Raw genomic sequence first — 19,981 nt, forward strand, 5'->3', positions numbered from 1 at the left:
AGCCGTGCTCTATTTGGCTACGTCATACTGCCTCTATAAAGCCGTTATTATAACCGGGTCGCATTTTCACGACAGCATACAAGAGCTATGGGGTTGTTATTTTCTTAGTATCATTGTTTCAAGGCTTCATTCACTCGCTATAAGGTCGTTATTTTGGTGGTGGTGGAATTTCGATGGTCCATACACCCCGTATGACGTTGCTATTTTTATAGTTATCCAGTTTCACGACGTCATGCACCTGCTATGACGTTGTTATTTTCACATGTGCTTCTTTTGGCGACGCCATACTACCCCTATGATGTCGTTATTTTCGCAATCACGGAATTTCGAAACGCTATTCCCTCTCTATGAAGCTGTTATTTCGTCATGTGGAGTTTTTCATAGCGTCATCCGCTGTTCGCTGTTTTATTTTCACAGATGGTTAGGTTCCTTCTCTCTTCATTCCCTGTTATAATTGTCATAGTCTTGTAATTTTGGTAGTTGTTTCTATGAATCTATGTTAATTTTTCGTACAGAGGGCTTTTTTAACAAAAGAAAGTAGGGGTTGAATGGTTTACAAACGGATAATGACGGCTTTGATGCTGGGAGTTCTGCTGTTTGCTTACCCGGGGGCAGGGCTTGCGAGTGCTGCGGGTGAGGAGACGGATACCTATTTGGTCGGTTTTCAGAATTACATAAACGAAGCGTTGATTGAGGGCTGCGGCGGGGAGACCGGTGAAACGTGGGAGCGAATCGCGGCAGCGGAAGTGGAATTGACGCAGGAAGAAGCGGCTTGCCTTTCTTCTCAGGATGCGGTTTCCTACATAGAACAGAATAACACGGTGGCGGTCGATGAAACGGCAACGGCCACCGCTTCCCCCGCGTTGAAAAACTGGGGGATCGAGCGTGTTCAGGCGGAAGACGCTTGGGATAACGGTGTCACCGGAGCAGGGGTGGATGTTGCGGTGATTGATACAGGGATCAGCACGTCGCACCCGTCGCTTACCGTGACTGGCGGTTTTTCTGCGGTGTCTTACACAGATTCCTATGACGATGACAATGGGCATGGCTCGCACACGGCGGGAATTATTGCGGCGAATCAGCCGAGTGTCGGCCTTGTCGGGGTCGCACCCGATGTGAATTTATACGCGGTGAAGGTGCTCGACCAGGACGGACAAGGACCGCTTGCGCAAGTGTTGACCGGCATCGACTGGGCGATTGCGAATGATATCGATGTGATCAGCATGAGTTTCGGAACGCTCACGAACTCGAACACAATGCGCTCCATGCTTGATGAGGCTTATGAGGAAGGCATCATCGTGGCGGCGGCTGCCGGAAACCGCGGGGAAGGAACCTTGCCGGAGGGGCGCGTAGAATTTCCGGCGCGCTTCGATTCCACGGTTGCAGTCGGAGCGGTCGACGAACATAACGAGCGCGCCTATTTTTCGGCGACGGGAGAAGCGGTCGAAATTGCGGCACCCGGAGTCGACATCGTCAGTTCGTATAAAGACGCCACCTACGGACCACTGAGCGGTACGTCAATGGCGACGCCTTTTGTCGCCGGTGCCTTTGCGCTTTTAAAAGAAGCCTATCCAGAAAAAAGTGCACCGGAACTGCGCGCCATGCTGCAAGACGAAGCGATTGATCTCGGTGAATCCGGCCGCGATCCGAATTACGGGTACGGCCTGCTGCAGATCCCGGACTTGAGCGAGTCTGCTCTCGACCAGGACAAAGAAAACCCGCTGGAATCCGATGACAAAACGGACGAAAAGCCGGTAGAAGAAGATATTGAAGAAAATCCGTTAAAAGACGATCCGATTCAGACACCGGAAGAAGAAGGTTTTACTCCGGCCGACGTTCAGTCGCGTGTCGTTTATAACGAAGATGGATCCGCGGATGTGCATGTTTTCTGGGACAAACCGGAGAATGAGACAATCGTCTCCCATCGCATTTATCGGGACGATGAATTCGTGGAGAGTGTGGAAAACGGAAACCTCTTTAAGGATGAGAGTGTTGAACCGGGCACGTATGTGTATGAAGTAAGTGCCGTCGATGTGGACGGAAACGAGTCACCGAAAAGCGAGCCTGTGGAAGTAGATGTGAAAGAAAAATCTGCTCAGGACGGCGGCGATGACACAGAAGCCCCTGCAGACGGGGACGATGACAGTGATCAGCCAACCGATGAAGAAGAGGCTTTCACGTGGCCGGCGAAACTGGAAAACCCACCGGAATTCACGGACATCAATGAAGGCTACTGGGCGAGCGAACCGATTCAGGAATTATCGGACCGCGGCATTATTCAAGGGAACGACGGCTATTTTTATCCAGGAGACGCCATCCGCCGTGGCCAGGCAGTAGCGATGATTGGACGGATGCTCGACTGGGAAAATGACCCGGCGAAAACGCGATTCCCGGACGTGACGAAAAATTATTTCGCCTCCGGATTTATTGCCCATGCGGTGAAAACCGGTTATATCGGCGGGTTTGCCGATGGTAGTTTCCGCCCGAACCGCGACATTACCCGCGGACAAATGGCCGCCATTCTTGGAAACGTCTTTGATCTCGAAATGGATAGTGGTGCGGGGGGCGACGGCGAGGTTTTATTCCGTGATGTCAACGCGAAAACAACCGGCGCTGACGCCATTGTCTACCTCGCTGAAAACGACATCATCAGCGGCTACGACGACGGCACCTTCCGCCCCGGCGAAAAACTAACCCGCGCCCAATTCGCCAGCATCTTTTACAAACTCGGCGAGCACTTGATAGAAGAATCGTCGTAAATAGAATGAGGAGCATGGCTGAAAATAAGGCCACGCTCCTTTTTTCTCTTCTGATCTGTCCTCGTGCCCCACTGCGAGGTTGTTATTCTGCAGATTGAACCGTTTCAAGGCCTCATACACAGGCTATGAGGCTGTTATTTCTGTGGGTTGTACTTTTCGCAACCTCATACAACCGCGTTGACGTCGTTATTTTCATGTGGTGCAAGTTTGATAGCGTCATACAACCCCTATGATGCTGTTATTTCTGCTAATCACGATTTTCATGGCTTCATACGCTCATTATGACGTCGCTATTCTGGTAGGAGGATATTTTCACGACATCATACCAAGCCTATGGGGTTGTTATTTTCATGATTCACTCTTTTCACGACACCATACATCCGCTTTGACGTCGCTATTTCGTTGTGTCACTTGTTTCATAGCTTCATACGACCTCTATGGTGCTGTTATTTCTCCGAATCATGATTTTCACGACTTCATACGCTCACTTTGACGTCGCTATTTTGATAGGAGGCGATTTTTACAACCTCTTACGCGACCTATGGGGTTGTCATTTTCATGATCCACTCTTTTCACGACACCATACAACCACTTCGACGTCGCTATTTCGTTGTGTCGCATGTTTCATAGCTTCATACGACCTCTATGGTGCTGTTATTTCTCCGAATCATGATTTTCACCACTTCATACGCTCACTTTGACGTCGCTATTTTGATAGGAGGCGATTTTTACAACCTCTTACGCGACCTATGGGGTTGTCATTTTCATGATTCACTCTTTTCACGACACCATACATCCGCTTTGACGTCGCTATTTCGTTGTGTCGCTTGTTTCATAGCTTTATTCTCCTTCTGCGGGGTTGTTATTTGTAGTTTTCATATTTTTCACTTGCCTATTTCACTAATTTTCTGTACATTTAAAAGGGGTTGTTCCCTTTTTTAATAATAAGTGAAGGAGTTGAAATATGTTTATTAAAGAACGCAGTGAACCGTGGGAGTTGCGGGTGATGCGGGTGTTGCATGCTCGAATGGCGTTGTCTGCCGAGGATAAGCGTCAGTTTTTTAAGTTGAAAAAGGGGTTTGAGGGGGAGAAGAAGTTTGATCAGTTGTTGACTCCTCTGTCCGGAAAGTTCCTGGGTCTCGGCGATTTATTATTCGACCATAATCAAACGCTTTTCCAAATTGATACCTTACTGTTATCCGGGGATAGTATTTACTTATTTGATGTAAAGACGTTCGAAGGGGATTACACATTTGAAGAGGATCATTGGCACAGTTCTTCTGGTGTCGAAACTAGGAACCCCATTCATCAACTGCATCGTAGTGAATCTCTTCTACGTCAACTTCTCCGTCATCTTCGTCTGGACCTCCCCATTGTCTCTTACGCCGTTTTTGTCCACTCTGAGTTCACCCTCTATCAAGCAAAACCGTCCCTTCCCTTGATTTTACCGACCCAGTTAGCTCACTATGTAAGAAAATGGCATACGGAATTTTCACCGCCCGATCAAAAGTATACGCAACTTGCCGAACGGTTACGGTCGCTTCATGTGGAAAAATCGCCTTACCGCCGCACCCCGAATTATGAATATCAGCAGTTGCGAAAAGGCGTGGTTTGTGAAAACTGTCCTACTTTTATGCGATTTATCAAAAAGTTTTTTCATTGTCCGGCCTGCAAGACGCTGGAGCCATTGGAAAAAGCCGTCATAAGAAGCATCCATGACTTTGCCTTGCTTTTCCCCGAAGCTACCATTACGACCAACGTTATTTATGAATGGTGTAACGTCGTTCGCTCGAAACGGACGATTCAAAAAGTATTGAGAAATAATTTCGAGCGCACAGGTCACGGAAAATCCACTTCCTATCTTATCCCTTCCCGTTCTCCCTCATCTCCCCCAACCAGTTTCAGCAAGCCAGCGATTAATAAAAAATCGGAATAAATAACAGTTGCATGGCGATATGCGAAAACATATGCCCCAGCACACCGTATTCAAAACCTTTCCTCCAGTACAAGTAGCCGAAGCATAATCCGCCAATCCCATTTAATACAAACGCACGGAGGACAAGCGGTGTTGTCCACTTGCAGGCAAATGCCCGGCAGCAAAGAGGACGGAGGATATCAAAATAGCAACTATATAGACAACGGCCGGGATTTGATCGTTATTCCGGAAAAACAATTTCGCAAAAGTCCATACGAACAAGGACATGAAAAATAATCGTAGTAGAATTTCTTCGAAGACGCCGCCGTAAAGAACGCCCGTTATCAAACCGAGCCACGAAAACGCAGGTTCATTCTCCCCCAGTACCGCAACTACATGTTGAAAATAAAATTTGTCCGCCGCCACAATGATGAAAGCAACAAGCAATCCTAGAAAAACAGATAAGGCAACATCCTTTTTTCGATACTTGCCTTTATCGTGCGTGAATATAGAAGCGAGAATGGAGAACGAAAAGCCTGTTCTCCGAGCGAGTCGCAACCCTAAAAACGCAAGCACCCACGAGATGAGCCATAATTGTAGCGCAGAAAGCAGCGTTAACAGTTTGAGAGAAAAAGGCAGGGTCTCCATGAATACGTCATATTGTTGCGGAATGGTGGTTTGCAATGTTTCCAGTTGATACGGCAGCACGAAAAAGCCTGCTATAAAGCAAATAATGGATAATAAAAAAGCTATTTTCACATCTGTTTTCCACATATTGTTTTCACCTTTTTTACGATTTCGTTGATGGGGTGAGCGCTATGATGCTGCTATACTAGCGTTCCCCTGGACTTGCGACGCCATACACCTGCTATGGCGTCGTTATTTTCACCATACGCCGTTTTCATTGCTTCATACGACCTCTATGGTGCTGTCATTTCTACCATTCTCCGGTTTTGCGACGTCATTCACCCGCTATGGCGTCGTTATTTTCGCAAGCAACCGGTTTCGTGGCTTCATTCACTGGCTATGGGGACGCTATTCCACGCAAACATGATTTTCATAACTTCATACGACCTCTATGGTGCTGTCATTTCTACCATTCTCCGGTTTTGCGACGTCATACACCCGCTATGACGGCGCTATTTTCGCAAGCCTCCGTTTTCATGGCTTCATTCACCTGCTATGGGGACGCTATTTCTCGTAAACACGATTTTCATGGCTTCATACGACCTCTATGGTGTTGTTGTTATTTCTACCATTCTCAGGTTTCGCGACGTCATTCACCCGCTATGACGTCGTTATTTTCGCAAGCAGCCGGGTTCGTGGCTTCATTCACCGGCTATGGGGACGCTATTCCACGCAAACATGATTTTCATAACTTCATACGACCTCTATGGTGTTGTTATTTCTGACATTCTCAGGTTTCGCGACGTCATTCACCCGCTATGGCGTCGTTATTTTCGCAAGCAGCCGGGTTCGTGGCTTCATTCACCGGCTATGGGGACGCTATTTCTCGTAAACATGATTTTCATGGCTTCATATGACCTCTATGGTGTTGTTATTTCTGACATTCCCCAGTTTCGCGACGTCATTCACCCGCTATGGCGTCATTATTTTCGCAAGCAGCCGGGTTCATGACTGCATTCACCGGCTATGACGTTGCTATTCCACGCAAACATGGTTTTCATGGCTTCATACGCCCCCTATGGTGTTGTTATTTCTGACATTCTCAGGTTTCGCGACGTCATTCATCCGCTATGACGTCGTTATTTTCGCAAGCAGCCGGTTTCGTGGCTTCATTCACCTGCTATGGGGACGCTATTCCACGCAAACACGATTTTCATAACTTCATACGACCTCTATGATGTTGTTATTTCTGACATTCCCTGGTTTCACGACGCCATACGCTTGCTATGGCGTCATTATTTTCGCAAGCAGCCGGGTTCATGACTGCATTCACCGGCTATGACGTTGCTATTCCACGCAAACATGGTTTTCATGGCTTCATACGCCCCCTATGATGCTGCTATTTTTGCTAACCCTTTTTTCACGACGTCTTCCGTCTCCTGACGAGGTTGCTTCTACACGAACGACTCAATCGCTTCGGTGTATGTCGGGTTTGTGTGTGGTTTTCTAACTTTTTTTGATAAATGATAGCGGAAATTGGGTTTTGCTTATATAATGAAGAATATAATTCATATTTTTTGGAATTTTTGTCTATTTTTGGGGGTTGGGGTTGGTTAGGTTGGGACAAGCTTATTCGGCAGATGATACCTTCCCCGATGAAGCCGTTTCCGCCTGTGTTTCGTTACGGTTGGAAAGGCTCCTGTTATGTAATAAAATACGCGGCTCTTCCCTTAGAGCCTCTATCAAAATCTGGGAGGGATCGGTTTGTTTGAAACGACAACGAAAATGCAAAAAATTGTCGTGACATCGACGGCTGTGACGGGGGCTGTGTTGGCGGCACCGGTTGTGGCGGACGCGGCGTTTGGTACGGATACGCTGCACCCGGAGATGACTAACGATGATGTGACAAAGCTGCAGGATTTGTTACGGGATAAGGGGTATTTTACATATCATACATCAACTGGTTATTTTGGTGAACAAACGAAAGCAGCCGTTCTCTCTTTTCAGCGACAACATCATTTAACGGCGGACGGAATCGTTGGTCCGCAGACGTTCAGCGTTCTCTTGAGCGAACGTTCCGCGCCTTCCGCGGAAACGGTATCTGCCTCAGCGGTAGCTTCTTCCGCACAGAAAAGCAAGGTGAAACTTGATAGTTCAACTGTTTTGCGTATTGGGGACAAAAGTGCGGAAGTGACGGAATTACAACGTCAGCTACAGTCGCTCGGCTTTTATAACGATGAACCGGATGGTCATTACGGTCGGCGAACGGCGGCCGCGGTCCGGCAGTTTCAGCAGAGTGAGCAGCTTGCGGTGGACGGAATTGCGGGACCGCAGACGTTAGCTGCGTTAAAAGGGGTGCAACGGGCAGAAAAGCCGGCATCTTCCTCGTCTTCTCCGGAGGCCTCTAACACATTTAAAGTGCTCTCGATTGGTGATCAAAACAATGACGTCGCACAGTTGCAGCGGCAGCTCAAAGATTACGGGTATTACAACAAAGACATTACCGGGGTGTACGGTCCGATGACGGAAAAAGCGGTCCGGCAGTTTCAAAAGCAAAACAACCTGCAGGCAGATGGGCTGGCGGGCCCGATGACGCTCAATAAACTGCGCAATAATCCGGCAGCAGCCAAAGTGGAAGCCGGTGTGCAAGCGGAGGCAACATCTATTTCTTCTCTCCTCCGTTATCAGTCGCGCGGTCCGGAAGTCGAGGCGCTGCAAAAACAACTGCAGCAACTCGGCTATATGAAGATGGAAGCGACCGGGATTTACGGCGAGGTAACGGAGAAAGCGGTGCGCTCGTTTCAGAAGGCGCACGGCCTGGAGGCGGACGGTGTTGCTGGACCGATGACGACGAAAAAAATGCAGGACGTACTGTCGGGGGGCAGTTCCCATGCAAAACCAGAAACAGCTGCTCCTCCCACCGGCAGTAAAATCGACGTGACCAATCTCGTCGCCGATGCAGCCGAGCACGTCGGTACTCCCTACGTATGGGGCGGGACGTCGACATCCGGTTTTGACTGCAGCGGCTTTCTTCAATATGTATTTAAAGAAAATGGCGTGAATCTGCCGCGGACAGTCGCAGGTATATATGATGCGGGCACCGCTGTAAAAAGTCCGCGCGTCGGTGATATTGTGTTTTTTGAGACGTACCAACCTGGGGCTTCCCATGCCGGTATTTATCTCGGAAATGATCAATTTATCCATGCCGGTTCCTCTACCGGCGTTACGGTCAGCAATTTGAACGCCAGCTATTGGAAGGAACGTTATCTTGGGGCCAAACGTTATTTTTAACCGCTCCTCGACGCAGGGAGCTTGGGTTTAGTGATATTGTACCCGTAACATACAGCGTGTAAACCATTTTTTACCTTTCTTACTTGAGTTGCATCACTCGGACAAGCCTTTCCCTTCTAAGCTTCTGCTACGTGCTGCGCGGATTAACAAGTGAATAGCTAGACCAATGGCGGTCGGTATGAGTCTCATCCTTTCTTGTAGGAAGGTTTAGCTCTGTTCTACGTTCAGATGGCTGCGCCTATTGGCAGGATGTTTTAACGTTTCTATGACAACTAAACTGTTTTAAAAAAACCACATTCGGGTAAATACAAACTTGGCTCCAACAAAGAGTCAAGTTTTTTGTGGTTTTTGAACCATTATGGAAAAACTTGTTACTACTAGTGGAAAATATTAGTGAACAGTGTTATATTTTATAAAACACATGTCTTCCTATAACATAAAGGAGGTAAGTAATGAATACTGCGCCGATCGAGCTCAAATCGCTTGAGGTTTGTATCCATCCCCAGCAGATTAGTCAACAGGAATGGAACGTTCTGTTTAACACGATGAAAAACTATATAGAACATGCCACAGACGAACACATTGCCGCCTATTCGGAAATGGCAGTAATCGACAAAGACGTGACCGTTGATTGTATACATATTAGTGTACGACGTGCTTTTACAACCGACATTATTACGTTACATGCCGATCTTTCGTGGTACATAGATCAGGATCGTCCTGTTGTTTGTCTAGGGGTCGCCAACGAGTACGGAAGGATTTCAACACCCCTTATCATGGATGTGGCCGTGCTGCTTAGTGCGCAGCTCCCCGATGCAGTAACAATCGACGGGTATCTGCACCCCCGGGATTGGACAAAAGCATTAGAAAGGCTGCAGAAGCGAGGCAGTTTCATGTGAACGTTTTTGGCTCTGGGACACTACCCAGAGCCTATTCGTTATTAAAAACCGCGTAAATCATTTGGATTATTTTTTCTTTTGCTTTCTTGTCTAATGGGATGTGGTCGAGGACCAGTTCTTCTGAAGCGAGAATGTGGCGGAGATTTTTGGGGCGCGGGGCTGCAGGGTGGTACTCATCCGGATTCTCGGCGTAACCTGCCAAATAATCGGCAGTGACCCCTAGAGCATCTGCGATTTTATAAATATTAATTAGTTCCGGCTTGATGGAGTCTCCGATTTCTGCGTATGTATGGAAATCAAGCCAGCTGCGGATAGCGGATATGTCTATGTTCGTTTTGGCGGCCAGCACGTCGGACGTCCACTTCTTTTGCTCGATACATTCACGGAGGCGACGGCTAAATACGCTTACATAGACGTTGGGTGGATTGTTTTCAGGGATAGGATCAGGAAGCAGTCCTCCGAGGCGGAGCATTTCATCGGGGAAGGCTCCTTTCAGCCCCTCAGCGAGCGCAAGAATGGCATCGCGCGAGGGCTTCACTTTGTCACTTTCGATGGAATGAATGTACGAAAAGCTGAGATTTGTACGCTTTCCTAATTCTCGCAAAGAAAGCTTGTTTTTCACACGCATTTCGTTCACATAACTGCCTAATGTCCTTTTTTTCATACGGTACCACCTGAAGTCATTCTTCTTTTATTGAGGCTAACCTTGCCTTGCTGCTGTTTTATTTTTCTACACATTGTGCACCATAGAATAACACCACTCTCAAAAAATAGGGAACCTCTGTCCATTCTCCTTTGTTGACAAGGGGTACCAAAGACAGGAGTTCCACTGTATAGCGCAGTTGCTATTCTTCTCAGCCGCTTGAATTGAGAGAATCTATGCGTGTATCTTTTTGTTACCGTAAGTCTTCCAATAATTGCGCACACTCCGCTGCCGTAACTGGTTTGCTGTATAAATATCCTTGCGCCAACTGACACCCTTCTTTTTTCACGAAGGCAAGCTGCTCTTCCGTTTCGACCCCTTCACATACGATTGTAAAGTTCAGAGAGTTCGCCATGTTGATAATAAATGTAATAATAGCGGCATCCTTGTCGTTCCCGTTCGTTTCCATCACAAACGATTTGTCAATTTTTAAGTTGTCAATCGGAAATCGTTTCAGCTGGCCGATGGATGAATAGCCGGTCCCGAAGTCATCAAGTGAGACAGTAATGCCCATTTCGCGCAAAGGCTGCAGTTTACGTGCAGCGTTCCGCAGGTCGGTGATCTTAATATTTTCACTAATTTCTAATATAAGGTTCTCAGGGGGGAGACCGGCCTTATCGAGCTTGTTGCGGATCGTTTTTACGAAGTACGGGCTTTCGAAAAGCGATTTTGACACGTTGACGGAGACCATCAAGTCCGGGTGGCCGTTTTCCCGCCAGTACTGGGTTTGCCGGCACGCTTCCGCCAACACCCATTCATCTATTTCTTTAATAAAACCAGTTTCTTCCGCAATCGGTAAAAAGAAGTTCGGTGTTAAGAGCCCTTTCTCCGGGTGATTCCAACGGATCAGTGCTTCGGTTCCGTAAACCTTTCCTGTTTGGATGTCCATCTGCAACTGATAAAATACTTCCAGCTGTTCGCTAATGTTAATTTTACGTAGGTCCGTTTCCAAGGCTAACCGATCAAATGTTTGTTGTGATGGATCGTTCTCGAAGATAAAATAGTTGTTTCTTCCTGCATCCTTCGTTTGGTATAAAGCGAAGTCGGCATTTCGCAAGAGCGTATCAATGTCTTTTCCGTGATCCGGGTAAATGCTCACTCCGATAGACACGGTGATAAAGATTTCTTGGTTTTGCAGCTTGATCGGCTCACTCACCTTTTTAAAGACACGGAAAATGATGTCATCCATTTCCGCCGTCGTTTTGGCTTGGTCAATTAAAATGGCAAACTCATCCCCGCCAAACCGGCTGACAAACCCTTCCTTTCCTACCGCTGTGAGAAGACGCTGGGCTACTTCATGTAACAGCTCGTCGCCTGCATAGTGGCCGAGCGAATCATTGATTTTCTTAAAGCGGTCGAGGTCGAGAAAGAGGACCGCCACCTTTTCCCCGTGCTCCTCTGCGTTCATGAGTACTTCTTTTGCTTTTCGATGAAAATGAACGCGGTTCGGTGTTTCTGTTAACGCATCATAATACGCCATGTGTGAAATCACTTTTTCATGCTGCTTTTGTTCGGTTATGTCACGGATAAGCCCGATATAATAACTTTCCTCCGGCTGGTCTTTTTTCATGTAGGTGATTGTGATATACGACCAAAATTCTTCCCCATTTTTCCGTCTATTGATAAGTTCCCCCGTCCACGTTCCTTTTTCCCGAATGGTCTCCCACATGTCGTGAAACACAGATCGCGGCGTGTGGCCGGAAGCAATATAACTCGGGTCCTCCCCGTACATTTCATCAAGTGTATAACCCGTAATTTTTTCATAAGCGGGGTTGATTAAAATAATCCGTTTATCTGCATCGGTCACCATAACCCCGTCATTCATATGCGTAAACAGTTCAGCAATATTATCTGGATCCTTGCTGAATTGGTGGAAAAAATCTTGATCATCCATCTTGACTGCTGGACTTCTTTTTGCCAACGGTTTCTCCCCCCTCCCGGCTCTCTCGCTGTAAAATGGTGAGAATTGGTGAAATTTGCCGAAGTGTCCTTTCCACATTTTAACGCAGATTTCCCTTTTTGCCTATGCTTTTCATCCGTTTCCTTTCAATTGAACTAGATGGCTATGAAAATATAGGAATTATTTAGCTATTTTACCTTTTTGTGTAGCTAGTTTGTGAGAGTATCTGTATACTAGAATTGGATCAAATACATACCTTAGGGGGATGGATTCATGAAGAAGTTTTCCAGTTTGGCTTTTTCTGCTGTCTTGGCTGCAACTTTGGTGTTCCCAGCTACAGCAGGTGCTCAATCATCCTACAAAGATATCAGCGATGATTTCTGGGCGAAAGATGCCATTGACAATTTATCAGAACAAGGAATTATTAACGGGTATAAGGACAACACGTTCCGTCCGAACGCACCGGTGAAGCGTTCGCAAGCGGCACTTATGTTAACCGATGCACTTGATTTAGAGACGTCCGAGCGGCCGAACCCCGGCTTTTCCGATGTAGACGCGGATGACGCTATCTACGAGGCCGTTGCTGCTGTGGCGGATGAAGGCATTCTTGAAGGAAAAAATGACAAGTTTATGCCAAACGATGAGTTGACACGGGCTCAAATGGCTAAAATTTTGACTGTCGCTTATGAGTTGGAAGGCGAAGCAGATGAAGATTTTGCCGATATCGATGAGGATTACTGGGCGTATGAGTATATCGAGGCCCTTGCTGCTAATGGCATTGCAAGCGGGTATGATAAAGATAATACGTTCCGGCCAAGCGAATCAACGAAGCGTGCTCAATTCGCTGTATTTTTGAAAAACAGTGTAGAAGTGGAAGCCCCGGAAGCACCAGAGATCGAAGTTGATGAAGAAATCGTGGAAGTTTTAAACGACACGATGGAAGCCCAGCTCGGTCTTGACACGTATGCGTTTGATGGAACGGTTGGACTGACAATGGATATGCCGCTTCCAGACGAGCTTTCCGATGAAGAAAAAGAGATGCTGCAAGAATCCATGAACATGGAAATGGCACTCCGCGGTGCTTACCAAAAAGATCCGCTCCTCTCCGAAGCCGTTATGGAACAGACGATTCCCGGCTTCGATGAAACTATTACATCCGCCGCCATCGCGACTGCGGATAAACAGTATCAATATGTAACGGATGCCGCTTTCATGGGGTATCCAGAAGATTGGCAAGGAAAGTATATCGAGTTTGACTATGACGAAATGTTCGGGGAAGATTTCTCTAACATGTTCGACGTAGAAGAACAGCAAGAAATGACGGAAGAACTGTATGACCTCTTTATTGAACATTTAGGCACTGACAATTTCGAGCTCCTCGAGACGCACACTGCTATTCCGGAAGATGTGGAATATGAAAAAGTCCTGAAATTTGAACTCGAAGAAGAAGACATCGCAGCCATCGCAGATATCTTCGAAGAGGACATTCTGCCAGAGCTTGAATCCATGTTAGAAAACCCATCTATTTCCGCACTCGGCTTGTCCCAACAAAAGGTTGCTATCTTGGAAGACAAGGCCGCGGAAGAAGACTTTGACGAATTTCTTGAGAACCTCAGCCTAGATAATTTTGTGATTTATCAAGCGATTGACGCTGATAACCATATCGTGTTCGACACAGGTGACATCGCCATCAGCTACACCGATGAAGAAGGCAGCCTGTCTGTTGGTATCGACTATGCGATGAACATGGGCAACTTTAATGAAGACGTTACGTGGGAATACGGCCTTCCAGAAAACGAAGAGGACATCATTCCTTTTGAAGAAGTAATGGAATGGCAAGAACAGCAACTAGAAGACCTCGAAGGCTTTGAAGAAATTGAAGAAGAAGATGTTGTCGAGGAAGACGAAGAGGTATCAGACGAAGAAGATGACGAGGATGCAGTGGAAGAAGACGCTGCCGCCTAATCGGATAGTGGAAGCTTAGGAAGCGGGTGACACCCGCACCCTAAGCTTTTTTGTATCGGGATCGGGCGGATGATGGGATGGGGTGTCGCAACGTAATTAGGAATGGATGATGCTGCTATTTTCGCATGCTCTCCGTTTCACTTTCGCGTACAGGGGCTGTGACGTTGTTATCTGCACGATCCCTGCATTTTACAACGTCTTACACCTGCTATGGCGTCGCTATTTCGATCAAACGCGATTTTCATAGCTTCATACGATCTCTATGACGGTGTTATTTCGCTAATCCGCCATTTTCATGTCATCATACAGGGCCTATGATGTTGCTATTTTTGCGGCTACACATTTTCACGACGCCATTCACACCCTATGACGTCATTATTTCCATGATCCTCTATTTTCGCGACCTCATTCAGCGACTATGATGGTGTTATTTTCGCGATCCCTGCATTTTACAACGTCTTACACCCGCTATGGCGTCGCTATTTCTATCAAACATGATTTTCATAGCTTCATACGGTCTCTATGACGTTGCTTTTTTCGTGGTTCCTCATTTTCAAGACCTCATACACGATCTATGACGTCACTATTTCCGCAATCCTTCAGTTTCACGACGCCATTCAAGGCCTACGGCGCCGCTATTTTTGCTTTCCTCCGTTTTCATGACGTCATTCACACCCTACGACGTCATTATTTCCGTGATCCTCTATTTTCGCGACCTCATTCAGCGACTATGATGGTGTTATTTTCGCGATCCCTGCATTTTACAACGTCTTACACCTGCTTTGGCGTCGCTATTTACGCAATCCCTCCGTTTCACGACGCCATTAAAGGCCTATGACGTCGCTATTTTTGCATCCATCCGTTTTCGTGACGTCACACACACCCTATGACGTCATTATTTCGCTGATCCTCCATTTTCATGACTTCATACGAGTCCTGTGATGCTGTTATTTTTGCGGTTCTACTTTTTCACGACGCCATACACGGTCGATGACGTCACTAATCCCGCATACTTTCATTTTCACGACGTCATTAGTGCTGCAGCAGGGGGTTGGGGGGTATGGTGCATCAGGTTTATTCCATTAAAAAAACGAAACGGTGTTGGGCCGTTTCGTTCCATAATTTAAACTTCTGGTCGTTCTTGGGTGCTTTCCCATTTTAGTAAGCTGAGGAATATCAAACTGGTAACGATGCTTCCGATTACAGGGGCGATGAGGGCTGCTGTTCCTCCGTGTCCGTCGGAGCCAAGTAACGTGCCGATCAGCGTGACGGCAATGAAAACGATGACTGCGATAACAGGAATTTTCATCTGAATGACCTCCTTGTTCCTTGCCATGTTCCGCTCTACCATAGAAATCTTTTCTCATAAAGTGTTCCGTAATAAGCGGGGGTCCGTTAGTTCGTCTCTGGTTCTTGAAGCGCAAACATTAACTCCATCTCGGCGACGATTGTGTCGTCCACTTTCGCTGTTCCTTTGCCTTTTCCAATGCTGCCGCGTAGTCGGAGAATCTCGACTTCGAGGGTCAGTTGATCCCCTGGCTTCACTTGTGATTTGAAGCGGCATTTTTCAATTCCAGCAAAGAAAGCTAACTTCCCGCGGTTTTCTTCTTTTTTCAAAATAGCAACCGCACCAGTCTGTGCCAAAGCTTCAACAATTAATACACCCGGCATGACGGGGTATTCGGGAAAATGTCCGTTGAAATATTCCTCATTCGCTGAGACATTTTTCAACGCGACAGCCCGCTTGCCTTCTTCGAGCTCCGTCACTCGGTCAATGAGTAAAAACGGATAACGGTGCGGGATTATTTCTTTTATTTCGTCTATGGAAAGCATCGTAGCGCTTCCCTCCTAACATGTTAGTGTGTGATCAAGTGTTATGTATAAAAAGAGTAAAGAGATCACCTTTCGTTACTTTCCCATCATGAAGTCATAAAGGGCTTGCCAGTTTTTCCAATTGAGAACTTGCAGGGAATCGCCGTCTCCTATGACGATATACCCGATCAAAAGGCCTGCGATTAAACTGCAGATGAGCAAAACGAGTACGCCTAATAGTCTTGCCCAAATTGGCACAAGACGCACGCGTGGTTTAGCAAGAAAACGACGGAGGCGGGATTGTTTCTCCTGCTTTTCAGCCCGCTGTTCCGCTCGCGAGCTCCGTGTTTCTTTTTTTTCCTCTTTATTCTGCTCTTCTTGGGTAGCAGGTGAATTCACTGCATCTTCCTTATATGTCATAAGCGTAATCTCCGTTTACAAAATGAGCTTGTCCGTTCTTTCATTAACTGCGGACATTGTTGATCAAGCCCATCATTTGATCTCCTTGCGAAATGGCACGGGCATTAAAAGAATAATGACGTTGTGTATTCATGAGGTCCACCATTTCCTTGGACATATCTACGTTCGATTGTTCGAGTGATCCTTGAATCAGTTCTCCATTTGGTTCCTCTACAATCTCTAGCACATCTGCTTCTGTTAAATCAAGTGCCGCCAAATCGGGGAGTCGAAAGGTATGGCCTGCCGCTTCAAGCAGCTGTGGTTTCGTAATTCGGACGATCTCTACGCGACCGACGGCAACCGGGTTGCCATTCGGCTGAAGAGCGGTTAGCGTTCCGTCCTGTTGAAGCGTGAAGTCGCGCGCGCCTGCCGGGATGGTCATTCGTTCGCCGTTCTCCCCGAGGAGGTAATCACCTTGGTTGTTCACGAGCGTCCATGTGCCCGGGCGGCCCGGGTCTTCCGTCAAATAGAACGCGCCGTCACGTGAATAGTGTGGTTCTGTCTCGCCGCTATCTACTTGAAAAAAATAATCTTTTTCTGTTAAAGCAAAGTCAAGCTCACGACCTGTCTCTTGCAAAGGGCCTTGTTCTAAACGAAGGGCTGTTTGGGCGATCGCCGCTCCAGTTCCAACCCGGAGACCAGGAGGAGTGAGACGGCCAATATTGTTTTGCGGGACCGGTTGGTTATTCACTTGTTGATGAAGGAGATCGGAGAAAGTTGTTTCTCTCGTTTTATAGCCGTTTGTGTTGCTGTTCGCCATGTTGTTCGAAATCCCGTCCATCTTTTTCTGCAACTGTCCGAGTGTGTTAGCCGATGACATGATCGCTGAATACACCGCCATCCCTCCTTTTTCTCCTTATTATCCGAGGCGGCCGATGTCATTGACGGCGCGCTGCATGTTTTGGTCGTAAGCCTGTAAGATGCGCTGATTTGCTTCAAAAACGCGGTAGGACTCCATCATCTCCGTCATTGTCCGGGTTGGGTCCACATTCGAGCGTTCAAGAAACCCTTGCTGCACCTGGTAATCAGCATCTGCTGCCGGCAAATCCCCTGTCTCCGCCCGAAGAAGACCACTGCCTTCTTTTACGAGGTCCTGCGCGTCTTCCGCGTAAGCAACACCGAGTTGACCGCTCACCGTTCCGTTCTCATTCCGAATCGTTCCATCAGCCATCAACATGAAGTTCTCGTTTTCGACAGCAATCGGATCACCGTCTTCGCCAAGCACATAAAAGCCCTGACTCGTCGTCAAAAAACCGGCACCGTCCACTGTCCAATTACCATTCCGTGTATAGCGCGTCTCTCCTGCCTCATTCTGAACAGTGAAAAACAGCGCACTGCCATCGGGGAGATTACCCTGGAGAAGAGCGGCATCCGTCTTTATCCCTGTTCCCCGCACATCTCCCTGAGTGAAATTGGGCGTGCGCTCCTGCATGTACACACCTGTCGCCAACTCCCCGATCGGGCGCGGGTTCCCGTTAAACGGGGAAGCGCCGCCGCGAGCCTCGAGCAGCATTTCAGGGAATGTTCGAATCGAACCGTTATCGGCCTTGTAACCGGGTGTATTCAAATTGGAAATGTTGTCTGTCAGCATTTCCGTACGGCGCTGCTGGGTAATCATACCCGAAGCAGCACTATAAAACCCTCTCAGCATGGCAAGGCCTCCCTTCCGCAGACTTAGATCTTTATTTTTCGATTGCTCATTTTATCTAGGTTCTCAAGCAAAATGCCTGTCCCGTTTGCTACACAGTGCATCGGCTCTTCCGCTATCATCACGGGTACTTTCAATTCATCGGCGAGGAGCTGGTCCATTCCGCGCAGCATGGCGCCGCCACCCGTTAAAATCACACCGCGGTCAATGATGTCAGCCGAGAGCTCTGGCGGTGTACGCTCAAGCACGTTCTTCGCCGCTTGAACAATATGATTGACTGATTCTGTCAGCGCATCATAAATTTCAGTGGACGTAATCGTAATCGTCTGCGGCAGCCCGCTTACCATGTCACGTCCGCGGATTTCCATTTCTCGTTTCTCATCATTCGGAGCAACTGTCGCTACTTCCACTTTGACCGCTTCCGCTGTACGTTCCCCGATAAGCAGCTTATATTTCTTCTTTATATAATTTAAAATATCCAAGTCAAATTGATCGCCCGCCATTTTGATGGAACTTGCTGTCACGATCGATCCCATCGAAAGCACGGCAACGTCGGTTGTGCCGCCGCCGATGTCGACCACCATGTTGCCGCTCGGCTGAAATATATCCATACCGGCGCCAATAGCTGCGACTTTAGGCTCTTCCTCAATAAATACATTTTTACTACCGCTTTTCTCAGCCGCTTCGATGATCGCTTTCTGTTCGACGGACGTGATGTTCGTCGGGCAGCAAATCAAAATACGAGGCTTGGACATCATGCTTTTCGCGTTAATTTTCGTCAAGAAATGGCTGAGCATGGCTTCGGTATGGTCAAAATCAGCGATAACGCCGTCCTTCATCGGGCGGATTGCCACAATGTTCCCCGGTGTACGTCCAACCATTCTAAAAGCTTCTTCTCCTACCGCCAACACTTGTCTCGTTGTTTTATCAATAGCGACAACGGCAGGCTCATCCAGAACAATTCCTTGTCCCTTTATATGTATGAGCACATTCGCAGTTCCCAGATCAATGCCAATATCCCTGCCAAACATTTCTGGCATTCCTCCTCAAAATTAATCATACTGTTTTACAGCATTATGTGATTCTTCGTTCATATTGCCTGCTTCACAGGAAAAACTTGGCATTAACCGTGTATGGAAATGACCCAAGTTAACATATTTATTATACTCTTATTCTGACATTTTACCACATATTTTCATGCAGCGTAATAACTATTCGCGTATTTTGCCGAACCTTGTATGTCTTTTCTAGCATAACCAGGGGACGGGTCCTTTATAATCAAACCTGCGACGTTCTCGTTTTTTGAAGGCCATCCTATTAGAAAAGGCTCCGTTCTAGTAGGACAGCCTTCGTGTTATCACCGTTTCCGTCCTGTCCACCAAATCCTTTAGCTGCTGCACTGCCGCTGTTTCCGTGCTGGCTCGCTTTCTTCCGGAGCACTATACAGAAGGTTCTGCCTTCGTGTCTTTCTCCCTGCTATATTTCGTTTTTGTCGCGGCGCCTCCCCGTAAATGACGAATAGATTTATGATATTCTAAAATTTCTTTCACTTCACGAGCCAGCTTTGGATTAATTTCCGGCAGTCTCTCTGTTAGATCTTTATGGACGGTACTTTTCGATACACCAAACTCTTTGGCAATTGTGCGGACGGTTTTGCGAGTTTCCACAACATACCTCCCCATCTTGATGGTTCGTTCTTTGATGTAATCGTGCACACCACTCGCCCCCTACTTTAATCTAGGTGATTGGTACAGTTTATTAGAAGGGAGCGGAATATATACCAAAAAGTCAGATAGGACAAGGGCTAAGATGTTTTTTTATACACTGGGAAACGTTCTAACACCATTTATTTTCAAAAAAAAAAGAAACAGCCTCCGTTTCTTTTTTGTGATCATCATTCGATTCTTCCTCGCGTGCCGCCCCGCGTCCTGCCATTACTCGGAGCAAAAAAGGCAAAAAGTAGCACCCAACTACTTTTGACGTCGCCATTTCCGACCATCATC

At 47.2% G+C, this 19,981-nt stretch carries 16 protein-coding genes; 5 read left to right on the plus strand and 11 right to left on the minus strand.

Annotated elements, in window-relative coordinates; translation table 11 throughout:
• Positions 1-548: 548 nt before the first annotated feature.
• Positions 549-2,759 (plus strand): S8 family peptidase, encoded by a 2,211-nt coding sequence (locus tag LOR49_RS08815; protein WP_240376110.1) that lies wholly within the window; start codon positions 549-551, stop codon positions 2,757-2,759.
• A gap of 964 nt (positions 2,760-3,723) precedes the next feature.
• Positions 3,724-4,695: a nuclease-related domain-containing protein gene (locus LOR49_RS08820; RefSeq protein ID WP_240376111.1), complete on the plus strand. Its 972-nt coding sequence runs from the start codon at positions 3,724-3,726 to the stop codon at positions 4,693-4,695.
• A gap of 102 nt (positions 4,696-4,797) precedes the next feature.
• Here LOR49_RS08820 and LOR49_RS08825 read toward each other — a convergent pair whose 3' ends face one another.
• Complete coding sequence (locus tag LOR49_RS08825; protein ID WP_240376112.1) at positions 4,798-5,448, minus strand: CPBP family glutamic-type intramembrane protease; 651 nt, start codon at positions 5,446-5,448, stop codon at positions 4,798-4,800.
• Positions 5,449-7,065: 1,617 nt separating this feature from the next.
• Here LOR49_RS08825 and LOR49_RS08830 point away from each other — a divergent pair.
• Both LOR49_RS08830 and LOR49_RS08835 read left to right on the plus strand, forming a co-directional pair.
• Positions 7,066-8,592, plus strand: a complete 1,527-nt coding sequence (locus LOR49_RS08830) for a C40 family peptidase (protein WP_240376113.1) — start codon at positions 7,066-7,068, stop codon at positions 8,590-8,592.
• 452 nt (positions 8,593-9,044) lie between these two features.
• The gene (locus LOR49_RS08835; protein WP_240376115.1) at positions 9,045-9,491 is read left to right on the plus strand and encodes a hypothetical protein; all 447 of its coding nucleotides are present in this window, start codon (positions 9,045-9,047) and stop codon (positions 9,489-9,491) included.
• Positions 9,492-9,522: 31 nt separating this feature from the next.
• Here the strand turns inward: LOR49_RS08835 and LOR49_RS08840 are convergent, their stop codons facing one another.
• Together LOR49_RS08840 and LOR49_RS08845 are read right to left on the minus strand one after the other, a co-directional pair.
• Positions 9,523-10,155 (minus strand): helix-turn-helix domain-containing protein, encoded by a 633-nt coding sequence (locus LOR49_RS08840; RefSeq protein ID WP_240376117.1) that lies wholly within the window; start codon positions 10,153-10,155, stop codon positions 9,523-9,525.
• A 232-nt stretch (positions 10,156-10,387) separates the two neighbouring features.
• Positions 10,388-12,115 (minus strand): putative bifunctional diguanylate cyclase/phosphodiesterase, encoded by a 1,728-nt coding sequence (locus LOR49_RS08845; RefSeq protein ID WP_240376119.1) that lies wholly within the window; start codon positions 12,113-12,115, stop codon positions 10,388-10,390.
• Between the two features lie 252 nt (positions 12,116-12,367).
• On the opposite strand from LOR49_RS08845, the gene LOR49_RS08850 reads away from it, so the two are divergent.
• Positions 12,368-14,059, plus strand: a complete 1,692-nt coding sequence (locus tag LOR49_RS08850; RefSeq protein WP_240376121.1) for an S-layer homology domain-containing protein — start codon at positions 12,368-12,370, stop codon at positions 14,057-14,059.
• 1,123 nt (positions 14,060-15,182) lie between these two features.
• On the opposite strand, the gene LOR49_RS08855 is transcribed toward LOR49_RS08850, so the two are convergent.
• The 8 genes from LOR49_RS08855 to LOR49_RS08890 all read right to left on the minus strand — a co-directional run bounded on the left by LOR49_RS08855 (position 15,183) and on the right by LOR49_RS08890 (position 19,967).
• Positions 15,183-15,368: a hypothetical protein gene (locus LOR49_RS08855; protein ID WP_240376123.1), complete on the minus strand. Its 186-nt coding sequence runs from the start codon at positions 15,366-15,368 to the stop codon at positions 15,183-15,185.
• Between the two features lie 86 nt (positions 15,369-15,454).
• Positions 15,455-15,892, minus strand: a complete 438-nt coding sequence (gene fabZ, locus LOR49_RS08860) for a 3-hydroxyacyl-ACP dehydratase FabZ (protein ID WP_240376125.1) — start codon at positions 15,890-15,892, stop codon at positions 15,455-15,457.
• 75 nt (positions 15,893-15,967) lie between these two features.
• Positions 15,968-16,291, minus strand: coding sequence for a DNA-directed RNA polymerase subunit beta (locus LOR49_RS08865; RefSeq protein WP_240376127.1), 324 nt, complete (start codon positions 16,289-16,291; stop codon positions 15,968-15,970).
• A 43-nt stretch (positions 16,292-16,334) separates the two neighbouring features.
• The gene (locus LOR49_RS08870; RefSeq protein WP_240376128.1) at positions 16,335-17,171 is read right to left on the minus strand and encodes a flagellar hook-basal body protein; all 837 of its coding nucleotides are present in this window, start codon (positions 17,169-17,171) and stop codon (positions 16,335-16,337) included.
• A gap of 18 nt (positions 17,172-17,189) precedes the next feature.
• On the minus strand, positions 17,190-17,981 hold the full coding sequence (locus tag LOR49_RS08875; protein WP_240376129.1) for a flagellar hook-basal body protein: 792 nt from the start codon (positions 17,979-17,981) through the stop codon (positions 17,190-17,192).
• A gap of 23 nt (positions 17,982-18,004) precedes the next feature.
• Positions 18,005-19,009 carry a rod shape-determining protein gene (mreB, locus tag LOR49_RS08880; protein WP_240376360.1) on the minus strand — a complete coding sequence of 335 codons (1,005 nt, stop codon included), beginning with the start codon at positions 19,007-19,009 and terminating at the stop codon, positions 18,005-18,007.
• Between the two features lie 408 nt (positions 19,010-19,417).
• Positions 19,418-19,693 carry a sporulation transcriptional regulator SpoIIID gene (spoIIID, locus tag LOR49_RS08885; protein ID WP_240376130.1) on the minus strand — a complete coding sequence of 92 codons (276 nt, stop codon included), beginning with the start codon at positions 19,691-19,693 and terminating at the stop codon, positions 19,418-19,420.
• A gap of 121 nt (positions 19,694-19,814) precedes the next feature.
• The gene (locus LOR49_RS08890) at positions 19,815-19,967 is read right to left on the minus strand and encodes a hypothetical protein (protein ID WP_240376131.1); all 153 of its coding nucleotides are present in this window, start codon (positions 19,965-19,967) and stop codon (positions 19,815-19,817) included.
• Positions 19,968-19,981 lie beyond the last annotated feature (14 nt).

Source organism: Bacillus piscicola, from assembly GCF_022458745.1.
Classification (GTDB): Bacteria; Bacillota; Bacilli; order Bacillales; family Marinococcaceae; genus Alteribacillus_A; species Alteribacillus_A piscicola.